Raw genomic sequence first — 19687 nt, 5'->3', positions numbered from 1 at the left:
AAGGCGCATTAACCTGGTGGCACACCAGTGCCACCGGCCCGGCTGGTGAATATCAATTGTGCGTACGGAATGCCAAAGACGGGAAACTGGAGCGCGTAACTGCTGGCACAGCACGGTAATTTTCTTGCCCATTAACCCCCGGGTCTTCACTGGTAATCAGTGTCCAGGCATTGGCGGTATCCAGTACTGCACAAATCAACGCATTATTCAGTGCATGGCCTGATTTATACGCGCTGAAATGGCCCAGCAGGTTGTGCCCACCGGCAAACAGGTCGCCCACCGCATCCAGCATTTTATGGCGCACCAGCTCGTTCGGGTAACGCAGGCCATCCGGGTTTACTACCTTGAATTCATCCAGACCAATGGCGTTGTCCAGGCTTGCTCCCAGGCTCAACCCCTGTTTCTGCAAGTATTCAATATCTTTGATAAAACCAAAGGTACGTGCCCGTGACAGTTCAGCCACATAACGTTCCGGAGTCAGTTGTAATGCAAACTGGCAGGTATCGGCAGCAATGGCCGGGTGGTTAAACTCAATGGTGAAATCCAGGCTAAAACCGGTGCCAGGTTCCAGCATGGCCCATTTGTCGCCATCTGTTACTCGCACAGGTTTAGTAATTTTCAGGAAGGATTTTGCTTCCTGCTGGTCCTGAACACCGGCCTGGAGCAGCAGGTACACGAACGGGTTGGAGCTCCCGTCCATAATCGGCACCTCGGCGGCATCCAGTTCGACATACAGGTTATCAATACCTAACCCGGCAATGGCGGAAGAGAGGTGTTCGATAGTCGAAATGCGTACACCGTTATCATTGAATAAATTGGTAGCGAGAACGGCATCTTTAATCCGATGTGCGCGTAACGGGATCTCTTCGGCAGGGGAAAGATCGACACGGCGAAACACAACACCTGTGTTAACTGGTGCCGGAGAGAGTTTCATATGCACTTTTTTCCCACTGTGCAGACCAATCCCAGTGGTTTCAATATGCTGGCTAATTGTTTTTTGTTTTAACATGGCAGTTTGGCAATGCACGAAAACGTCATTATACGCAATTAAGGATATCCCTGGGAACATCACTTTTTCGGTGGAGCACAATAACCACCAGGCCTGTACAGGGTTACCCGCCGGAGCATTAAGAATAGGCCATGATTATGAGGGAAATTTGCAGTGAGCGTGTAGATTATGCCACTTTTTTCGCGCCGGGTACTTTATGGTTTTACGCCGGGTGCAGCACAAGGAATGGCTGTGTGTGGGTGGTTTTCAAACAGCAATCAATGGCTAACAGACTGTGGCGGGTAAAAAATAAGCAGTGCAGGCTGAAGCTGAGCTTCACAGCCACACCGCTTATTTTTCCCAACACCGGTTTGGTCATCGCGCCGACTGAATCAGGGGGCTTTTATTACCGCCTGCTGGGCAACCACCGCGGCTTTTTGCTGCATACGGTTTTGCATCTGGTCGATAATGACCGCAATAATAATGACCAGGCCTTTAATCACCATTTGCCAGAACTCGCTGACGCCCATCATTACCAGGCCATCAGCGAGAAAACCAATAACAAACGCGCCAATTAACGTACCCAGAATGGTACCTCGCCCACCTGCCAGCGATGTCCCCCCGAGTACCACTGCGGCAATGGCATTCATTTCAAACGCTGTCCCGTTTGCTGGGTGGCTGGCCAGTAATTGGGCGGAGACCACAATCCCGGCGATGGCTGCACAAAAACCCGATAAGGTATACACCCACACTTTTACCTGGCGGACTTTAACACCAGAGAGCTCGGCTGCGCGTTCATTATCGCCAATAGCATAGACATGGCGGCCAAAGGGCAGGCGGCGGGCCACGTAAGCAATGGCGATGGCAAGAACAATCATTATCCAGATGGCCCACGGAATACCCAGTAATGTGCCAGAGCCGATTTCGTCAAACCCTGTGTTGCCCAGCAACGGGTTGCCTTCCAGCCCCGGGAAGGTTTGCCCACCCGAGGTCAGCATAGCCGCACCACGCAGCACATACATAGTGCCCAGCGTGCAAATAAAAGGCGCGACATTATAGCGGGTGATTATCCAGCCATTAATTGCGCCAATAAATGCACCAATCAGTAAGACAACAGGGACGATGACCCAGACACTGGGAAAGATAGCAATGCCAAACATTGGCAGAACGATACCTTTGGTTATCAGCCAGCCAGCTATCATTCCGCACAAACCGAGAGTGGCACCAATGGAAAGGTCAATGCCCGCCGTGATGATGACAAAGGTAATCCCCAGAGCCAGAAACGCATTGATAGCAATATGCTTAATCATAATGACCAGGCTGCCGGTTGCCAGAAAGCCAGGTACGGTTAACGTAAAAAAGCCGACAATTAAAAACAACGCAATAAACGTGCGCAGTTTCAGTGCCAGTAACAGTAACCCTTCACGGGAGCGGGAAGGTGAAAGTGTTGGTGTGGCTAATGTTTCGGAAGATGTTGTTTTCATTTCAGAACCCCTGAGCACTTGCGCTAACCAGAGCTGCTTCTTCAGCCTGATTGCGGGGAATGTTGGCAGTAAGCTTGCCACCGGACATAACAAGAATACGGTCTGACACAGACATGATTTCTTTCAGATCAGAGGTTGAGAAGATAACCGCGATACCCTGTTCAGATAAGTTGACCATCATGCGAAAGACATCGGCTTTGGCACCAATATCAATCCCGCGTGTGGGTTCATCCAGTAACAGCACTTTGGGGTTGGTCAGCAAGGCACGGCCAATCACCACTTTTTGCTGGTTTCCTCCGCTCAGTGCCTGTATTTCTACTTCCGGAGAAGAAACTTTAATGGATAAATTGCCAATGGTACTGGCAACCACCGCGGCTTCTTCTTTAGTGGCAATGGCGAAGTGTTTTTGCAGGCGACGCCACAGGCTGGCTATAGTCAGGTTCGTTGCTACCGATGACACCGGGAAAATACCGGTTCGTTTCCGGTCTTCAGGCACCATGCTCATTCCCATTCGAATACGCTCTGCGGTACTGAGCCGCTGGGGGACGGGTTTACTGTCCAGCCAGAGCCTGCCATGGTAAGTGCGCTCAGCGCCCAGCAGGCATTCGAACAACTCTGTTCTTCCTGCGCCCATCAGGCCATAAATACCGACAATTTCCCCGGCCTTAATCGACAGACTGACGTCATCCACCACTTTATGGCCCAGAGAATTGACGCAGGTAATATGCTCCGCTTCAAGCACCGGCGCGCCAAAGGTTCTTTCTTCCGGCAAAAAGCGTGATACAGGCTCACTTCCCAGCATTTCGCGCACAATCCATGGTACGTCGATGTCGCAAACTTTCGCTTCCGCCTGAAATTTTCCATCGCGCAGAATCGTAATGACATCGCCAATCGCCATCAGCTCTTCAAGGCGGTGGGAAATATAGATGATGGAAACGCCCTGGCGCGTCAGTTCACGGATAACCCGGAACAAAATACTGACTTCTGTTTTGCTCAACGCCGAGGTGGGTTCATCCAGAATCAAAATATCCGCGTTTTCTGCCAGTGCCTTGGCAATTTCCACCAGTTGCTGCTGGCCAACTTTCAGGTTCCCGACCAGTTCGCGCGGTGAAATAGGCTGATCAAGGCGCGCAAGTAATTGCTGAGCAATCTCCTCCTGTTCTGCTTCCCGGATAGGGGTCAGCCCGGACTGGTGTTCGCGGCCGAGAAAAATGTTTTCCGCCACTGTCAGGTTTTCAAACAGGTTCAGCTCCTGGTGAACCATACCAATACCTTTGGCGGCGGCATCCCGGGTGTTGGCGAAGTGAACCGGTTCGTTGTTGAGAAATATTTCCCCGGCACTGGGTGGCTGAACCCCGGCAAGGATCTTCATCAGTGTTGATTTCCCGGCACCATTTTCGCCAATAATCACATTGACCTTACCGCGCCAGACGTTGTAATTGACGTTATCCAGGGCAATAGTGCCAGGGAAAACCCGGGAGATACCCCGGGTGCGTAAAATGATGTCATCCTGGTGTAATGCGTTCATTGCGCGGCCTCTTCAGTTAAGCTGAGCGCCACTGCGTCCGTGACTTTACCCTGAGCAATGGTCACAGCCAGCAATGCGCTAACCTGTTTCCCCATCCATGCCGTATCTACCTGCGGTAAGTGGCTTGCGGCTTCACGGTTATAGGCTTTGGAAAGCTGAGCGAACTGCACCTGATTTGTGAAATCCTCAAACTGGAACCCTGCCGCATCACGGATAGTGTTACCGCGAATAACCGGGCCAATTTGCACCAGAAGAGGCTTAGCATCGACCATAATGGTTATCTTCTTCTCCCGCTCATTCTGGGTGTCTTCACCAGTTACCGGTCCTGTCACCCGCAAGAAATAACTCTGCTTGCTGCCCGGCGAAGCAGACAAACTGGAGATGAATGCCGGTGTATCCAGAGCCTTGTCCTGTGCCGCCTGCACTACACGGCTTTGCCAGGTTTGCTGAGCAATTTGCTGGGGAGTCATGTTGTCATACCCAGGCGCACTGTCTGCGGCTTTTGGCAACATGGGGTTCCCATTGGCATCCAGTTTCACTACATCACAGGCTGTCAGTAACAGGATTGCGCAGGCTGCCAGCACATTTCCCCATCGTTTGAGTGACATAAAACCTCCACCCGGTTATTTGCTCAGGTTGAATAAACTGAGTTTTTTCGCATTAGAGGAATCAATCAGAACGCAGTCCATCAATTGCTTTTCTGTTTTTTCCGCTTTGCCATGAGTGAGGTAATAGTCGGCCTGTGAAACAGCCATTTGTGCCTGCTGCCAGCCAGGTTGCAGCACGGTTGCTTTGATATTGCCATTATTGACAATGGAGTCGCGCACATAGTCGCTGCCATCAAACCCAACTACGATGACATTCGTTTTCCCGGCTGCTTTCAGTGCCGCTTCAGCACCCAGCGCCATGGTGTCGTTACCGGAAATCACACCCACAATATTGGGGTTGGTTTGCAGAATGGATTCCATGCGAGTGAAGGCCTCTGTCTGGCTCCAGTTAGCACTTTGTTGTGCCACCATCTTCATGTCCGGGTAATCATCCAGCACGTCATGGTAACCCTGGGAACGGACGTGGGCATTGGTATCCGATTCACGGCCGAGCAGCTCAACATATTCGCCTTTACCATTAAGCAGTTTGGCGAATTTCTCTGCACCTAACTGCGCGCCCTGGTAGTTATTGGAAACAATTTGGGCAACGGCTACGCCAGTTTTATTTACTTCCCGGTCAATAAGAAATGCCGGAACGCCTGCCGCTTTTGCTTTCTCAAGCGGCCCAATAGTGGCATCTGCCCCGGCATTATCCAGAATGATGGCTTTGGCCTTACGGGCAATAGCGGTTTCAATTAACTGGTTTTGTTTATTTACATCATCATCATGAGAGGCAACCAGGGTGGTGTAACCCAGTGCTTTGGCTTTTTCCGCCGCACCATCTGCTTCAGCCTTGAAGAAGGGGTTGTCGTGAGAAGGGGTAATAATGGCGATAAGGCCTTTATCTGCAGCGTGAGCCAGGCCTGAAGCGCCAATCAGAGCAGCCATAATCAGGGTAGTACGTAGGGTCAGTTTCATCTTTATCTCCACATTGAATATATATTCAATAATGATTTATTATTCAAGGTAACCATAATTCGCCGTTTAAAAACTGTCTACTGACTTACAGCGCGAATTTCTTAAAAAGAGAAAAGGATCACGATCCGGGGATTACCAGACGCTGGCATTAATGCCGTTAAGGCAGGCAGGTTTTTGATTTTTTATGAATTAAAACAGATTGATAGAGTGGTTGTTTTGGCCGCCCGCCGCCCCGGGGAAGGGCAGCAGGCCGGTTATCAGGCCTGCCAGAGCGCTCTGGCTGTGGCAAAATCGGTTATCAGTACGTCAATGTACTGCCCGCGTAATGCACCACGAATGGCATGGCATTTTTCTGGCCCTCCAGCCAGCGCAATCACATGTTTACAGGCATGCACCTGGTTCAGTTCCATGCCAATCACCGGGTCTTCCTCTGGTGACAGTACTGGCTTGCCATCGGCATCGTAGTAGTGCAGGCAGATATCCCCCACGGCCCCGCGCGCAGCCAGTAACTGGAGCATTTCTTCGTTGTAATAGTTTCCGGAGTTTTTCAATAACTGCGAGGGTTCCAGTTCGCCAATGCCAACAATGGCGATATCAACGGCAGAAAATTTACTCACGGCTGCGGCGACATCGGGGCTGCTCATCAACCGTGCCCGCTCTTCCACTGAATGCTCAATACTTTGAGAAGGCAGTAACCAGGCGGGGCAGGAGAGATGCGCAGCAAGTTGCTGGGTCAGGATAGTTGCCTGAACATTGCCATTTGGCCCTACGCCCCCAAGTAGCTGAATAACCCCCTGAGCGCGAACACTTTGCGGGTGCATTTCATCAACCATGCAACGAATGGTGCTGCTCCAGGAAGAAATGCCCACCATATCTTCCGGGCGAATACGGGTTTCTACATAGTGCGCGGCAGCGCTACCAATGGCATGCTTAATTTGAGCGGCGGTGGCCTCTTCACCTGCATCGACAATAATGGCCTGGCTCAGGGCGTATTTCTGCTCAAGGGATTTTTCCAGCTCAACAAAAATATTGGTGGGCTGAACTACGGTGATTTTCACCAGGCCTTCCTTCTGGCAGCGCGTCAGGGCGCGCGAGACAAAGGATTGCGACAGGTGCAGCAAAGAGGCAATCTCAGATTGCTTTTTATTCTCGCTGTAATAAAGCGTCGCGATTTTTACCAGCAGACGCTGATCATCCTGCTTCGACATGGCATTCCCCTTGATTTACTTGATGGTATTTTTATTCATTGCTGCATAGATAACAAGCCGTTGTCCAAAACGGGCCCGTTTTCAAATGTGATCATTTTCTCTTTTTGCTAACTTTCGCGTGCTGGTGGATAGACAAATGCCAGCAAGCGGCATACGCTGTTATTGAATATTAAGTCATGTATGAATATATATTCAATGGCATTCTCACTTAAGTCTTACGGATATGTTCGGGGAAAACCGTCTTTTTTATATCTTCCTTGAATAAATATTCCATAAAGACTAAAAATTCACGAGGTACAGATATGAACCCCTTTAAGCTCTCTGTAGATGCGCTGGAGAAAAAGGCCCGGGCGATTCGCCGCCGAATCATTGTGTTGAATGCAGAAAGCCCGGCTGGTGGCCATACAGGTGCAGACCTTTCCCAGGTGGAATTACTGACTGCGCTGTATTTCCGCATTCTTAACTGTTCACCCTCACAGCAAGACAGCGAGACGCGGGATATTTATATCCAGTCGAAAGGGCATGCGGTTGGTGGCTATTACTGTGTTCTGGCGGAAGCCGGATTTATCCCGGTTGACTGGCTGGCAACTTACCAGCACGCCGATTCACATTTACCAGGGCACCCGGTACGCCATAAAACGCCGGGTGTGGAACTGAATACCGGTGCGCTGGGCCACGGTTTACCCGTTGCGGTGGGCCTGGCGTTAGCTGCCAAACGCAGCCACAGCCCGCGCCGGGTATTTGTCGTTACTGGTGATGGCGAACTGGCGGAAGGCAGTAACTGGGAAGCGGCGCTGGTGGCGGCTCATTACGGGCTGGATAACCTGATTATCATCAATGACAAAAATAACCTGCAGCTCGCAGGTTCAACCAAAGAAATCATGAATACCGACCCGCTGGATGAGAAATGGCGTGCCTTTGGCATGGCTGTGACTTCGTGCCAGGGGAATGACATGGCTGATGTTGTCGCGACTCTGGAAGGATTAAAGCCAGAAGGCAAACCCCATGTCGTTATTGCTAATACCACGAAAGGTGCCGGGATTTCTTTTATTCAGGGCCGGGCTGAATGGCACCACCGTGTACCAAAAGGCGAAGAGATCCAACTGGCACTTGAGGAGTTAAAAGATGAGTAATAGTGAACATTTAGCCACGGTAATGGTTAACGCCTTTATTGACGCCGTTGACCGGGGGGTAGACCTGGTGCCGGTTGTGGCAGATTCAACCTCGACGGCAAAAATTGCGCCTTTTATTCAAAAATTCCCGGGGCGCCTGGTGAATGTTGGCATCGCAGAACAAACGCTGGTGGGTGCCGCCGCAGGGCTGGCACTGGGGGGGAAAGTTGCCGCCACCTGCAATGCTGCACCATTTCTTATCTCGCGCGCTAACGAACAAATAAAGGTGGATGTTTGTTACAACAACACCAATGTGAAACTGTTCGGCCTGAATGCCGGGGCAAGTTACGGGCCATTAGCCAGCACACATCACAGTATTGATGATATCGCTGTTCTGCGGGGTTTCGGAAATATTGAGATTTATGCACCATCAAGCCCACGGGAATGCAGGCAGATTATCGATTATGCGCTGGCGCATGTAGGCCCGGTTTATATTCGCCTGGATGGTAAGGCATTGCCGGAATTACACGATGACAGCTACCAGTTCGAGCCAGGACGCATTGATGTGCTGCAGGAAGGCACCGATATCGCGCTGGTTGCTATGGGTTCCACAGTCTATGAAATCGTTGAGGCGGCAGCGCACCTGGCGGAACAGGGGATTCATGCCTGTGTCGTCAGTATTCCGTCTGTTCGCCCATGTGATACACAACAATTACTGAAGATACTGCGTTCCTGCAAGGCTGTTGTCAGTGCTGAAGAGCACAACATCAATGGCGGCGTGGGCAGCCTGGTGGCTGAAGTACTGGCCGAAGGTGGTTGTGCAATACCGCTGCGCCGCCTGGGAATTAAAGATGGCCAGTACGCGATTGCGGCAGACCGCAAAGCCACGCGTGCCTACCATGAAATTGACGCGGCGGGTATCGTGCGCCATGCCACCGCTCTGCTGGCACAGCAGCGCTAAAACAATAACAAGTGGGCGCATGCCCCGAACAGAACTCTTACTGGAGAAAGCTATGTCCCGAATTGCACAACAAATTACGATGGGCGTTATCATTGGTAACCGGGGGTTTTTCCCCAGCTACCTGGTGGCAGAAGCTCGCGAACAGGCGGTGGCGCTGTTTGCGCGCCTCGGTATCAGCACCGTGATGCTGGACGACACGCAAACTGAATTAGGCGGCGTTGAAACCCGCCAGGATGCGAAAGTGTGCGCTGAATTACTTAAAGCGCACAAAGACACGATTCAGGGCATAGTCGTGTTGTTGCCTAACTTCGGTGATGAAAAAGCAATCGCTGAAGCTATTCGTTTGTCGGGCCTGAATGTACCGGTGCTTGTCCAGGCGCAGGAAGATAATCTGGATAAAATGGGGCTGGCAACCCGCCGTGACAGCTTCTGCGGGAAAATCTCACTCTGTAATAACCTGCGCCAGTACAACATTCCCTTTACGCTGACTACGCAGCATGTCTGCGCGCTGGATGGTGAGGTATTCGCCCGTGACCTGCGCCAGTTTGAACAGGTCTGCCGGGTAGTTTCGGCAATGCGTAATGTGCGCGTCGGCGCGATTGGCGCCCGCCCGGCTGGCTTTAACACCGTGCGTTATAGTGAAAAATTACTGGAACGTATGGGGATCGCGGTTGAAACCCTCGATTTGTCAGAAGTCTTCACCCGTATTGGGCAACTGCGTGATGACGATATTCGCGTTGATGAAAAACGCCGTATCCTGCTTGATAACGCCGATGCCAGTGCCATCCCGGCAGATAAAATGCTCACCATGGCAAAACTGTTTGTCGTGATCAGCGAATGGACCACAGCAAACGATATTGATACCACCGCCATTCAGTGCTGGACATCACTCCAGGAAAATCTCGGCATCAACGTATGTTCTATTATGAGTGTGATGTCCGGGCAACTGATGCCCTCAGCCTGCGAAGTGGATGTGATGGGCGCGTTGTCTATGTATGCCCTTGCCAGTTGTAACCTCAACCCGGCTTCTATTGCAGACTGGAATAACAACTTCGGCGAAGACCGGGATAAATGTGTCCTGTTTCACTGCGGCAATTTCGCTGCAGCCAGCCTGGAATCACCCAAAATGGGCACCGCCGATATCATTGGCACCACTGTAGGGAAGGAGAATACCTGCGGTGCCGTTCATGGCCGCCTGAAAGCGGGCCCACTGACCTACTTCCGGTTGAGCACCGATGACCTGACTGGTGAAGTGAAAGCCTATGTGGGTGAAGCGCAATCAGTGAATGACCCACTTGATACCCCAGGGTGCCGCGCAGTTATTCAGGTTCCTCACCTTGAAACGTTGCTGGCCTGGATTTGCCGCCAGGGCTTTGAACACCATGTTGCGATGAACCACTCATCAAGCAGTGCAGTACTGGTGGAGGCGTTCACCCGCTATCTGGGTGTGAATACTTACCTGCATCAATAACCAGGCGTGCCGGTATTCATTTGATTTGGAGACGCATCATGTCGGTGAATAAGGGTGTCATCATTGCACTGGATGAAGGGACCACCAATACCAAAGCAATTGCGATTGATGCACAGGGGAAGATTGTTGCCAGCGCGTCGCGCGCGCTGAGCATCGAAACCCCCCATGAAGGCTGGGTACAACAATCAGGTGCATTATTGATTGAGGCATCGTTCGATGTTGTATCCCAGGTTTGCCAGGCGGTCGGTAGTGAGAATGTTGCAGCTCTGGCTATCAGCAACCAGCGAGAAACTGCACTGGGCTGGGAGCGGGCAACCGGCAAAGCCATTGGCCCGGCGATTACCTGGCAGTGTTCGCGCAGTGCCGGGTTTTGCCACAGCCTGCGGGATAACGGGCTGGAAGCGCGAATCAGGGAACTGACCGGGCTGCCTGTCGCCCCACTGTTCTCTGGTTCTAAAATGCGTTGGTTGCTCCAGTCAGTACCGGATGGCGAACAGCGTGCAGCCCGGGGAGAGATTTGTCTGGGCACAGTAGATAGCTGGCTGTTGTGGCATTTTACTGGCGGGCAGGCATTTTGTTGCGATGAGTCCAATGCTTCCCGTACCCAGCTTTTCAATGTGCATACCGCAGCGTGGGATGACGAGTTACTGAGTATTTTTTCGATTCCGCGTGGCGCTTTACCGGAAGTGAAGCCTTCCAGTGGGCTGTTTGGTTATACCCTCTGTCCGGGTGTATTACCTGACGGCATTCCCATTCTGGCTATGGCGGGTGATTCCCATGCTGCACTGTTTGCTCATACTCTGGGCGAGCCCGGGCGTGTGAAAGCCACCTACGGTACGGGTTCATCCGTGATGGCGCCGGTTAACCAGCCCGGTGCAGATGTGGCCTGCCTGGCAACCACTGTTGCCTGGCATGATGGCAGCCAGCGGGTTTATGCCCTGGAAGGGAATATTCCCCATACCGGGGATGCGGTGACCTGGATGGCCGAAAGTACCGGGTTAAGTGAGTTACCGGCAGAGGAGGTGCGCGACGCATTAAACCACTTACCTTCAACGGTGGATTCAACGCTCGGTGTTTATTTTGTGCCAGCGCTGACGGGCCTGGGCGCACCCTGGTGGAATGACCGGGCGCGTGGGTTGATTCAGGGTTTATCCCGCGGGGTTAAACGAGCACACCTGATTCGGGCGGCCCTGGAATCTATCGCTTACCAGGTGGCAGATGTGATTGATGCCATGCAACAGTGCCCGGGCTTCCAACTGCATACGTTGATGGTGGATGGCGGGCCGACTAAAAATGACTGGTTAATGCAATACCAGGCGGATTTACTCGGGTGCCCGGTTATGCGCAGCAATATTGCGGAGTTATCGGCAATGGGTGTGTCCTTGATGGCAAGGAAAGCCCTGCTTAACCTGGCAACCCAGGAACTGCGGGCATTTTTGCCGGAGCACATTGCGTTCCAGCCAGATATGGCGCGCCATGAGCGCCTGCAGGTGCGCTGGCAGGAATGGCACCAGGCCGTAGAGAGCACGCTGTGGGCATGCCGCCAGCCGCAGAATACGCCGGCTGCATCCTGCCCGCGGTAGTTGCTGTATGTTCCCACCAGGTTTGCGCTGTTGCAGCCTGGCGGGAACACCTTCCAGTTAACAGTCCTCAGGTTCAATAATGGCAAGTAATTGCCCGGCATCCACCCGCTGGCCCTGTTGGCGCTGCACTTTACGAACCTTACCCTGTACCGGGGAAACCACCGGGATCTCCATCTTCATGGATTCCAGCAGGCCAATCACCTGGCCGGTCTCAATGCTGTCGCCTTCGCTAACCATCCACTGCCAGATGCTGCCTGCCACCTGGCTTTCCACGCCATAACAGGCTTCCGGTATTGCATCATCGTCTGCCATCGCTGGAGCTTCTTCGGCAACATAGGTGAACTGTCCGTCAGCCCGCCAGCGAGCCAGTTCGTCATCGAAAGCGGCCTGACGTACCGCCTGGAAGTCTTCAATGCTCTGGGCTTCACTTGCCAGCCATTGCTGGTATTCCGCCAGGCTGAATTCACCTTCTTCGATACGCAGCGGTACTTCCCCCCAGGGGAAGCGTTCGCGCAACTGCATCAGTTCATCGTGGCTGACCGGGTAAAAACGGATTTGGTCAAAGAAGCGCAGCAGCCAGGGTTGGGTAAACTCGCGTGTTTGCCGGTCGCGGTTCCACATTTGAATTGTGCGGCCAACAAACTGGTAGCCCCCCGGGCCTTCCATGCCGTACACACACATATAAGCGCCGCCGATACCCACCGAGTTTTCCGCCGTCCAGGTGCGGGCAGGGTTATATTTAGTGGTCACCAGGCGGTGGCGTGGATCCAGTGGGGTGGCAACCGGAGCACCGAGATACACATCCCCCAGCCCCATCACCAGGTAACGGGCGTTGAACACAATGTCTTTCACCTCATCAATATGCTTCAGGCCGTTGATGCGCCGGATAAACTCAATATTGCTTGGGCACCAGGGGGCACCTGGGCGAACAGACTGGGTGTAGTGATCGATGGCCTTCTGGCAGGCTTCGTCATTCCAGCTTAAAGGTAACCACAGGGTGCGCGAAGGTACGCGCCCGTCGCGCAGGTCGCCCAGTTTTGCGTCTGCGGCTGTAATGGCGTTGATCAGCCTGTCGCGCGGTAACTTGTGCGGGTCGAAGTGAATCTGCAACGAGCGAATACCCGGTGTTAACTCCAGTTGCCCGGCAAGTGGCGCATTTTCCAGTTCCTGCATCAGGGCATGGACACGAAAACGCAGGGTAATGTCCAGGCGTTGCTCACCATATTCCACCAGTAAAAAGCGGTCACCTGCTGCCCGCAGGGTTAATTCTGGCATACCGTCGCGTGCCGGGTCCTGCAGCAATATGGGGGAAGGCAGTGCGTCGGGGCTGGCTTCTTGCCCGGTGGGCATTGCGCCAACTCCGCTCAGTGCATCTGCCGTGCTCAGTGTCACCGGTACAAACTGCACGCTGTCCCCGGCTTTAAGTTGCCCGAGCATCCATAAATCTGCATCTATAACCGTTGCCGGGCAGACAAACCCACCTAATGAAGGGCCGTCCGGGCCAAGGATAACCGGCATATCACCGGTGAAATCGACGGAGCCAAAAGCATAAGCATTGTCATGAATGTTTGACGGGTGCATACCCGCTTCACCGCCATCCGGTCTTGCCCAGTTTGGTTTCGGGCCAATCAGGCGAATACCGGTACGGCTGGAGTTATAGTGCACCTGCCAGCGTGCGGCAAAAAACGCGGCAATGTCGTCCGGGGTAAAGAATTCGGGCGCGCCATGCGGGCCATAAATCACCCTTAATTGCCAGTTGTTGCTGAGTTCTGGCATGGCAATATCTGTTGGTGTCGCGTTACTTCGCACTGCGGGGGCGGCCAGGTGCAGCACATCTCCGGTACGGAGTGCCCGCCCGGCGTGCCCGCCAAATTTACCTAAGGTAAACGTGCTGCGGCTACCCAGGTAATACGGGCAATCCAGGCCACCGGCAACCGCCAGGTAACTGCGGCAACCCGCGCCGTTAATTGCCCCCAGGCTCAGGGTTTGGCCACGTCCGACGCGGGTTACTTCACCCATCAACACGGGGGTGCCGTCCAGTGTGGCATCGAGAGTTGCCCCTGTCAGTACAACGGAGCAGGGCTGGTTAAATTTCAACACCGGTCCGCGCAGGGTGATTTCCAGCCCGGCGGCATCCGGGGCATTCCCCAGTAAGGTATTTGCCAGGCGAAATGAACGTGAATCGTAAGGGCCGGATGGGGGAACGCCCACATGCCAGTAGCCTGTCCGGCCCGGCATATCCTGAATTGTGGTCAACGTTCCGCCACTTAGTACATCCAGCGTGTTGGGTTGCCAGTGGATTTGGCTCAGCGTGGAAGTCAGCATGCGCCCGTCACGCACGGCAGGCTGCTGAAGAATATGCTGCAACCACGCCAGATTGGTTTCAATGCCATATAACCGGGTATCCGCCAGGGCGGTGTTCAGAGCGTTCAGCGCAGTGTCGCGGTCTGGCGCATGGGTAATGACTTTTGCCAGCATTGGGTCGTACAGCGGAGAAACCTCGGTGCCGGTCGCAATCCCGTGGTCGATGCGTAGCGTTGCGCCAGAAACCGAAGTGGGGAAGCTGACATCGCTTAATAACCCGGCAACGGGCTGGTAATCTTTTGCCGGGTTTTCGGCATACAGGCGCACCTGGATGGCATGACCATGGGGTTGGGTTTTCAGGCTGCTTAATGGCGCGAGTGTTCCCTGTGCCAGTTCCACCATCCAGCGCACAATATCCACGCCAAACACCATTTCAGTCACGCCATGTTCTACCTGCAGGCGGGTGTTCACTTCCAGAAAATAGAAACGGTCTGCTTCGGCGTCGTAGACATATTCTACAGTACCGGCACTGCGGTATTTCACGGCCTGGCACAGGCGGATGGCGGTCTGCTGGAGTGCCTGGCGTGTTGGTTCGCTCAGGTGCGGCGCCGGGGTTTCTTCAATAACTTTCTGGTTACGCCGTTGTGCGGAACAGTCACGCTCACCCAGCGCCAGTACATTGCCCTGGCCATCGCCAAATACCTGTACTTCAATATGGCGCGCCCGGGCAATAAATTTCTCCAGGAAAACACCGTCATCGGCAAAGTTATTGCCTGCCAGGCGTTTTACCCGTTCAAAGGCGGCCTGCAGTTCACTGGCGTCATTGCAGCGCTGCATACCGATACCACCACCACCAGCGGTGCTTTTCAGCATAACCGGGTAGCCAATTTCCAGCGCTGACTGGAGTGCGGCGTCACAGTTCGTCAGCAATGCACTGCCGGGCAACAGCGGAACCTGCTGCTGTTGCGCCAGTTCGCGCGCCCGGTGTTTCAGGCCAAAGGCGGCCATTTGCTCGGTGGTGGGGCCAAGGAACTGCACACCGGAGGCTGCGCAGGCGGCAACAAATTCGGCATTTTCACTTAAAAAACCATAACCCGGATGCACCGCCTGGGCGCCACTTTCACGGATAATGGCAAAGAGCTTTTCCTGGTTAAGGTAAGTTTCACGGACGTTGCCATCACCCAGCGACCAGGCTTCATCGGCCAGGCGCACATGGCCTGCATGCTTATCTGCTTCGGCATACACCGCGATGGCGGTAATACCCATCTGTTTCAGGGTACGGATAATTCGCACCGCGATTGCGCCACGGTTGGCAATAAGAATTCGGGTTAACATAAATCACTGGCCTCAGGCTATGCAGGTCGTCCTGCTTCAATCCTGGCGCGTCCTTGCGGGTCGTCCCGCAGCGCCCAACCTTACCAGACCGCGACTTCAACAGGAGTGGGGTGATAACCGTTGCAGGGGTTGTTAAGTTGTGGGCAGTTGGAAATCAGCACCAGTACATTCATGTGTGCTTCCAGTTCAACGTATTTTCCGGGTGCGGAAATGCCATCGGCAAACGTCAGGTCACCCTGTTCAGTAACGGGGACATTCATAAAAAAGTTGATGTTATGGGTGATGTCTCGCCGGGTCAGCCCGTATTCCGGGTGTTCGGCAACCGCCAGCATCCAGGAATCACGGCAGGCGTGCATATGGCGTTTTTCCAGGTCGTAACGCACAGTGTTACTTTCGGTAGCACAGGCGCCACCCAGGGTGTCATGGCGGCCGCAGGTATCAGCAACAATGGTCAGCATCGGGCGGTCTTCATTGGATCGCAACACACTGGCAGTTGTCAGAAACAGGTTCCCCTGGCCGCGCAGTGTGTCGGTTACGCTGTAGCGTTCGGCAGTGTCGTCGGCGTTAAAAAACAGGGTGTCGGCGGCCTGGTTGCCTTCCAGGTCCGTAATCCGTAAAACTTGCCCGGCTTCCATCCGGTACAGCCAGTAATCACCGGCCGGTACAGCCATGCGGTACAGTGCATCGCTGGTTACTCGTGGGCTGGTTTGCAACATGTTCAGACTCCTTCGCTCAGGTAATAGAGTTGGTTATTGCGCAGGCCGCGCTGGTTCTCTTCCCGTACCAGGCAGTGCTCTGCCAGTGGTTTGCGCTCACCATCAAGGGTGATCCCCAGAGAAGCGCGCGGGTAATCGCCGCCTGCATGCAACGGGTGTGGGCAGGTATGCAGCAGTACCAGTGTGTCCATGGCAAAACGCAGGCGTACTTCGCTACCCGGCTTGCTGTGCGGCCCCTGGTGTAAAGTGCCGTCTGCGCCCGCCGTTACCTGGGTGAAAAAGTTGATATTGGCGGCCATATCGCGTTTCCCCAGGCCGTATTTCGCCAGCTCAACCAGGAAGCTGTCGTAGCCATTCTGGTGGCGTTCATTGTGGGCGGTCTGGTAATTCAGCGCACCGAAGCGCTCAGCAACCAGGGCGGCGTTGCTGTTGCCGCAGACTGTGTCGTGCCAGCCAAAACTGTCTTCTTCTATGGCGCAGAAGATTCTCCCCATATCGGAATAGAGGCAGTGGCCGCGGCCAAGGCGGAACGTATGCTGGCATTTCAGCGTATCTGGTGCGTTATACCGCTCCAGTAAGTTCTCCGGGTTGTAAAACAGCACGGCTGCGTTTGCCCCGCCGTCGATGTCGGTCAGGGTGAGTGCCGTACCACGGCGCATCACCAGTGACCAGTGGCTGCCCGCAGGCAAAACCGTGTGGTAGTTCAGGGTTGTCATGGTTATCTCCATCCAGGTGTATCAGGCTGCACGGTTAACCAGCGGAGCTGGCCCGGCAGCAGGAGAGCCCGCCGGAGAACGATCCAGCGGGATGTCGTAAGTAATGCTTGCGCCAAAGGCATCGGGGGCGTGTGGGTCGTGGCGCACTTTATCGAACACCCACAGGCGTGAACCCAGTGAGAACCCCTCTTTGAGGTCGTGGGTTATCATGAAAATGGTGAGCTGATGCCGGGTCCATAGCTCGCTTATCAGCGTGTGCATTTCTGCCCGAATGCCCGGGTCCAGCGCCCCAAAAGGTTCATCAAGCAATAAAATACGCGGTTGTTTGATAAGCGCCTGTGCCAGAGCCAGGCGTTGCTGCATCCCACCAGAAAGCTGGTGAGGGTATTTGTCTTGTGCCGCCAGTAACCCAACCTGGTTGAGCATGTTGCGCGCCCGTTCACGAATGGCAGCACGGCGGCGGCCAAAGACTTTGCCAAGCCAGCGGGATTCACTGAATTCTTCCCCCAGCATGACATTGCCCAGAACGGTCAGGTGCGGGAATACCGAGTAGCGCTGAAAAACCACGCCACGGTTGGCATCCGGCTCTTTCGCCAGCGGTTTCCCTGCCAGCAGTAATTCGCCTTTGCTTGGGGATTCCGTGCCCAACAGCATTTTTAAAAAGGTGGTTTTACCGCAACCAGATGCCCCGACAATGGACACAAACTCGCCTTCATCAACACTGACATTCAGCCGTTCCAGCACGACCTGCCCGTCGTAGTGTTTCTCAAGGTTTTTCAGTTCAATTAACGGCATAACAGTTCCTTAAGTGGCCGGGGGTTATTTTGCGTAGTACCAGGGGAAACAGCGGCGGTTGATAAAGCGCAGGGCGAAGTCGAGCGCAAACGCCAGCAGTGTTATCCAGGCGACATAAGGCAAAATCACATCCATTGCCATATAACGGCGCATCAGGAAGATGCGGTAACCCAAACCGTCTGTTGCGGAAATGGCTTCTGCGGCAATCAAAAATAACCAGGCTGAACTCAGTGACAGGCGCACAGAATCCATCAGCCGTGGTAGTAATTGCGGCAATACCACGCGCAACAAAATCTGCCCGGAATGCCCGCCGAGTGTTTGGGCTTTCACTAACTGTTCCTCAGGAATCGACATCACGTGCAGTTGCAGGTCACGCACAATAAACGGCGTGATGCCGATAATAATCAGCACGACTTTTGCCAGCTCCCCCAGGCCGAAACAAATAAACAGAATGGGCAGAATTGCCAGTGGTGGCACCAGCGCAATCACGGTGATTAACGGTGAAAGAAACGCACGAACCACTGGCAGCGCGCCACAGAACAACCCAAAGACCAGCGCGAGCAGGGCGCTGAGCGCTGTGCCCATCAGCAGGCGAGCCAGGCTGGCACTGGTGTCGGCCCATAACAGGTATTCCCCGGTGCGTGGGCTGGGGGTAAACGCCATGCGCATAATGGCGTCACCCATGGCATTAAAACCGGGGAGTAACTTGTCGGCGCTGTTGGCGGCCAGCCGCGCATCAGACGCGACCAGGTAGACAACCAGCACCACCAGTAGTGGCAGGGTGCCCAGCAGCAGGCGATTCATCGGCTGGGGTTGGTAGTTAATGATCTTTTGCATTGGGCACCTCCGGGTTACAGTTGGTTACTGGCAGCCATGCGAATAAATTCATCGTCAAAGCGCAGTTTGATGTTGCCCGGGTTACCCCAGTTGCCAGCCGGTGTCGCAACACCCACCACATCTGCAGAAGGCGCTGCATCGCCTAACAGGCCGTGGGCGAAAGAGAACTCGGCCACTTTTTGCATGGTGGTTTTCAACTGCGGGCTGGTGGTGAAGTCCAGTGCTTTTTTCGGTGTGTCGAACAACCAGGTATCGGCCAGTTGGGCATCAAACCCGGCCAGATCAGTACCGGAAGCCGTTGCCATTTGGGTACGAGCCGCTTTCGCCGTGGCACTGTCGCCTTCCATGGTTTTCAGCGTTTCAAACCAGGCCCCCACCAGCGCTTTACCCAGCTCAGGGTGTTTTTTCAGGGTGGCAGAATTCACCACCAACAAGTCGAGAATTTCGCCCGGGATCTGGGCTGAGGTGAACAGTGATTTGGCGCCCGGTTGTTTGGCGGCTTCTGCCAGTAACGGGTTCCAGGTGACAATAGACTTAACTTCTGGCGTGGTGAATGCAGAGACGATATCGGCATCAGAAGTGTTCACGACTTTGATGTCTTTTTCACTCATGCCGGATTGTTGCAGGGCACGGGCCAGCAAGTAATGGGAAACCGACAACTGCACCAGGTTAATGTCCTGGCCTTTCAGGTCTTTAATGGATTTAGCGGTTTTCGACAGAATGCCATCGTTACCGTTGGAGTAATCCCCGACAATCAGTGCAGTGCTGTCCACACCGCCTGCGGCCGGAATAGTCAGGGCATCCATATTGGTCATGGTGCAGCCATCAAACCCGCCAGCGGTGTACTGGTTAACGGATTCAATGTAGTCGTTGACCTGCACGAATTTGATATTGATATGGTATTTATCTGCCCATTTTTTCAGGATGCCGCTTTGTTGAGCGTAATCCCACGGCATCCAGCCCGCGTAAATGGACCAGCACAGTTTAAAGGTTGGTGTGGCGGCGAGTGCGCCTGTGGTGAACAGGGCGAGCGTGACCAGGAGCAGGGCGCGTTTACAGGCTGTGAGCATGAAATTTCCTCTGA

At 53.9% G+C, this 19687-nt stretch carries 16 protein-coding genes; 4 read left to right on the top strand and 12 right to left on the bottom strand.

What is annotated here, in order from left to right; genetic code table 11:
• Nucleotides 1–52: 52 nt before the first annotated feature.
• From lpxC to DT73_RS14965, 6 genes are all read right to left on the bottom strand, one after another.
• Nucleotides 53–1009, bottom strand: a complete 957-nt coding sequence (gene lpxC / locus DT73_RS14990) for a UDP-3-O-acyl-N-acetylglucosamine deacetylase (protein WP_051691415.1) — start codon at nucleotides 1007–1009, stop codon at nucleotides 53–55.
• Between the two features lie 371 nt (nucleotides 1010–1380).
• Nucleotides 1381–2472 carry an ABC transporter permease gene (locus DT73_RS14985; protein WP_036110544.1) on the bottom strand — a complete coding sequence of 364 codons (1092 nt, stop codon included), beginning with the start codon at nucleotides 2470–2472 and terminating at the stop codon, nucleotides 1381–1383.
• Between the two features lies 1 nt (nucleotide 2473).
• On the bottom strand, nucleotides 2474–4000 hold the full coding sequence (locus DT73_RS14980; protein ID WP_036110541.1) for a sugar ABC transporter ATP-binding protein: 1527 nt from the start codon (nucleotides 3998–4000) through the stop codon (nucleotides 2474–2476).
• Nucleotides 3997–4608: a DUF2291 family protein gene (locus DT73_RS14975; protein ID WP_036110539.1), complete on the bottom strand. Its 612-nt coding sequence runs from the start codon at nucleotides 4606–4608 to the stop codon at nucleotides 3997–3999. Before DT73_RS14975 ends, DT73_RS14980 begins: the two co-directional genes overlap by 4 nt.
• A gap of 15 nt (nucleotides 4609–4623) precedes the next feature.
• Nucleotides 4624–5565, bottom strand: a complete 942-nt coding sequence (locus DT73_RS14970; RefSeq protein ID WP_036110537.1) for a D-ribose ABC transporter substrate-binding protein — start codon at nucleotides 5563–5565, stop codon at nucleotides 4624–4626.
• A gap of 257 nt (nucleotides 5566–5822) precedes the next feature.
• On the bottom strand, nucleotides 5823–6773 hold the full coding sequence (locus DT73_RS14965; RefSeq protein WP_036110534.1) for a sugar-binding transcriptional regulator: 951 nt from the start codon (nucleotides 6771–6773) through the stop codon (nucleotides 5823–5825).
• Between the two features lie 302 nt (nucleotides 6774–7075).
• On the opposite strand from DT73_RS14965, the gene DT73_RS14960 reads away from it, so the two are divergent.
• The 4 genes from DT73_RS14960 to DT73_RS14945 are packed head-to-tail and all read left to right on the top strand — an operon-like array spanning nucleotide 7076 to nucleotide 11900.
• Nucleotides 7076–7906, top strand: coding sequence for a transketolase (locus DT73_RS14960; RefSeq protein ID WP_036110531.1), 831 nt, complete (start codon nucleotides 7076–7078; stop codon nucleotides 7904–7906).
• Nucleotides 7899–8846: a transketolase family protein gene (locus DT73_RS14955; protein ID WP_036110528.1), complete on the top strand. Its 948-nt coding sequence runs from the start codon at nucleotides 7899–7901 to the stop codon at nucleotides 8844–8846. The genes DT73_RS14960 and DT73_RS14955 overlap by 8 nt, the downstream gene beginning before the upstream one ends.
• Nucleotides 8847–8898: 52 nt before the next feature.
• A complete protein-coding gene (locus DT73_RS14950; protein WP_036110525.1) occupies nucleotides 8899–10317 on the top strand; it encodes an L-fucose/L-arabinose isomerase family protein in 1419 nt (472 codons plus the stop codon).
• A gap of 35 nt (nucleotides 10318–10352) precedes the next feature.
• Entirely contained in the window at nucleotides 10353–11900 is a 1548-nt protein-coding gene (locus tag DT73_RS14945) for an FGGY family carbohydrate kinase (protein ID WP_369792624.1), read from the top strand.
• A gap of 57 nt (nucleotides 11901–11957) precedes the next feature.
• On the opposite strand, the gene uca is transcribed toward DT73_RS14945, so the two are convergent.
• The 6 genes from uca to DT73_RS14915 all read right to left on the bottom strand — a co-directional run bounded on the left by uca (nucleotide 11958) and on the right by DT73_RS14915 (nucleotide 19673).
• Nucleotides 11958–15539: an urea carboxylase gene (uca, locus tag DT73_RS14940; RefSeq protein ID WP_036110523.1), complete on the bottom strand. Its 3582-nt coding sequence runs from the start codon at nucleotides 15537–15539 to the stop codon at nucleotides 11958–11960.
• An 80-nt stretch (nucleotides 15540–15619) separates the two neighbouring features.
• Nucleotides 15620–16255, bottom strand: a complete 636-nt coding sequence (locus tag DT73_RS14935) for an urea amidolyase associated protein UAAP2 (protein ID WP_036110519.1) — start codon at nucleotides 16253–16255, stop codon at nucleotides 15620–15622.
• Nucleotides 16256–16257: 2 nt separating this feature from the next.
• Nucleotides 16258–16971: an urea amidolyase associated protein UAAP1 gene (locus DT73_RS14930; RefSeq protein ID WP_235234510.1), complete on the bottom strand. Its 714-nt coding sequence runs from the start codon at nucleotides 16969–16971 to the stop codon at nucleotides 16258–16260.
• A gap of 21 nt (nucleotides 16972–16992) precedes the next feature.
• A complete protein-coding gene (locus DT73_RS14925) occupies nucleotides 16993–17766 on the bottom strand; it encodes an ATP-binding cassette domain-containing protein (RefSeq protein WP_036110514.1) in 774 nt (257 codons plus the stop codon).
• Nucleotides 17767–17790: 24 nt separating this feature from the next.
• Nucleotides 17791–18603: an ABC transporter permease gene (locus DT73_RS14920; RefSeq protein ID WP_036110493.1), complete on the bottom strand. Its 813-nt coding sequence runs from the start codon at nucleotides 18601–18603 to the stop codon at nucleotides 17791–17793.
• Between the two features lie 14 nt (nucleotides 18604–18617).
• Nucleotides 18618–19673 carry a putative urea ABC transporter substrate-binding protein gene (locus DT73_RS14915; RefSeq protein ID WP_036110490.1) on the bottom strand — a complete coding sequence of 352 codons (1056 nt, stop codon included), beginning with the start codon at nucleotides 19671–19673 and terminating at the stop codon, nucleotides 18618–18620.
• Between the last annotated feature and the right edge of the window lie 14 nt (nucleotides 19674–19687).

The sequence above is a fragment of the Mangrovibacter sp. MFB070 genome (genome assembly GCF_000705335.1).
Classification (GTDB): domain Bacteria; phylum Pseudomonadota; class Gammaproteobacteria; order Enterobacterales; family Enterobacteriaceae; genus Mangrovibacter; species Mangrovibacter plantisponsor.
Note: the sequence above shows the minus strand (reverse complement) of the source record. Positions and strands in the feature narration are given on the sequence as shown.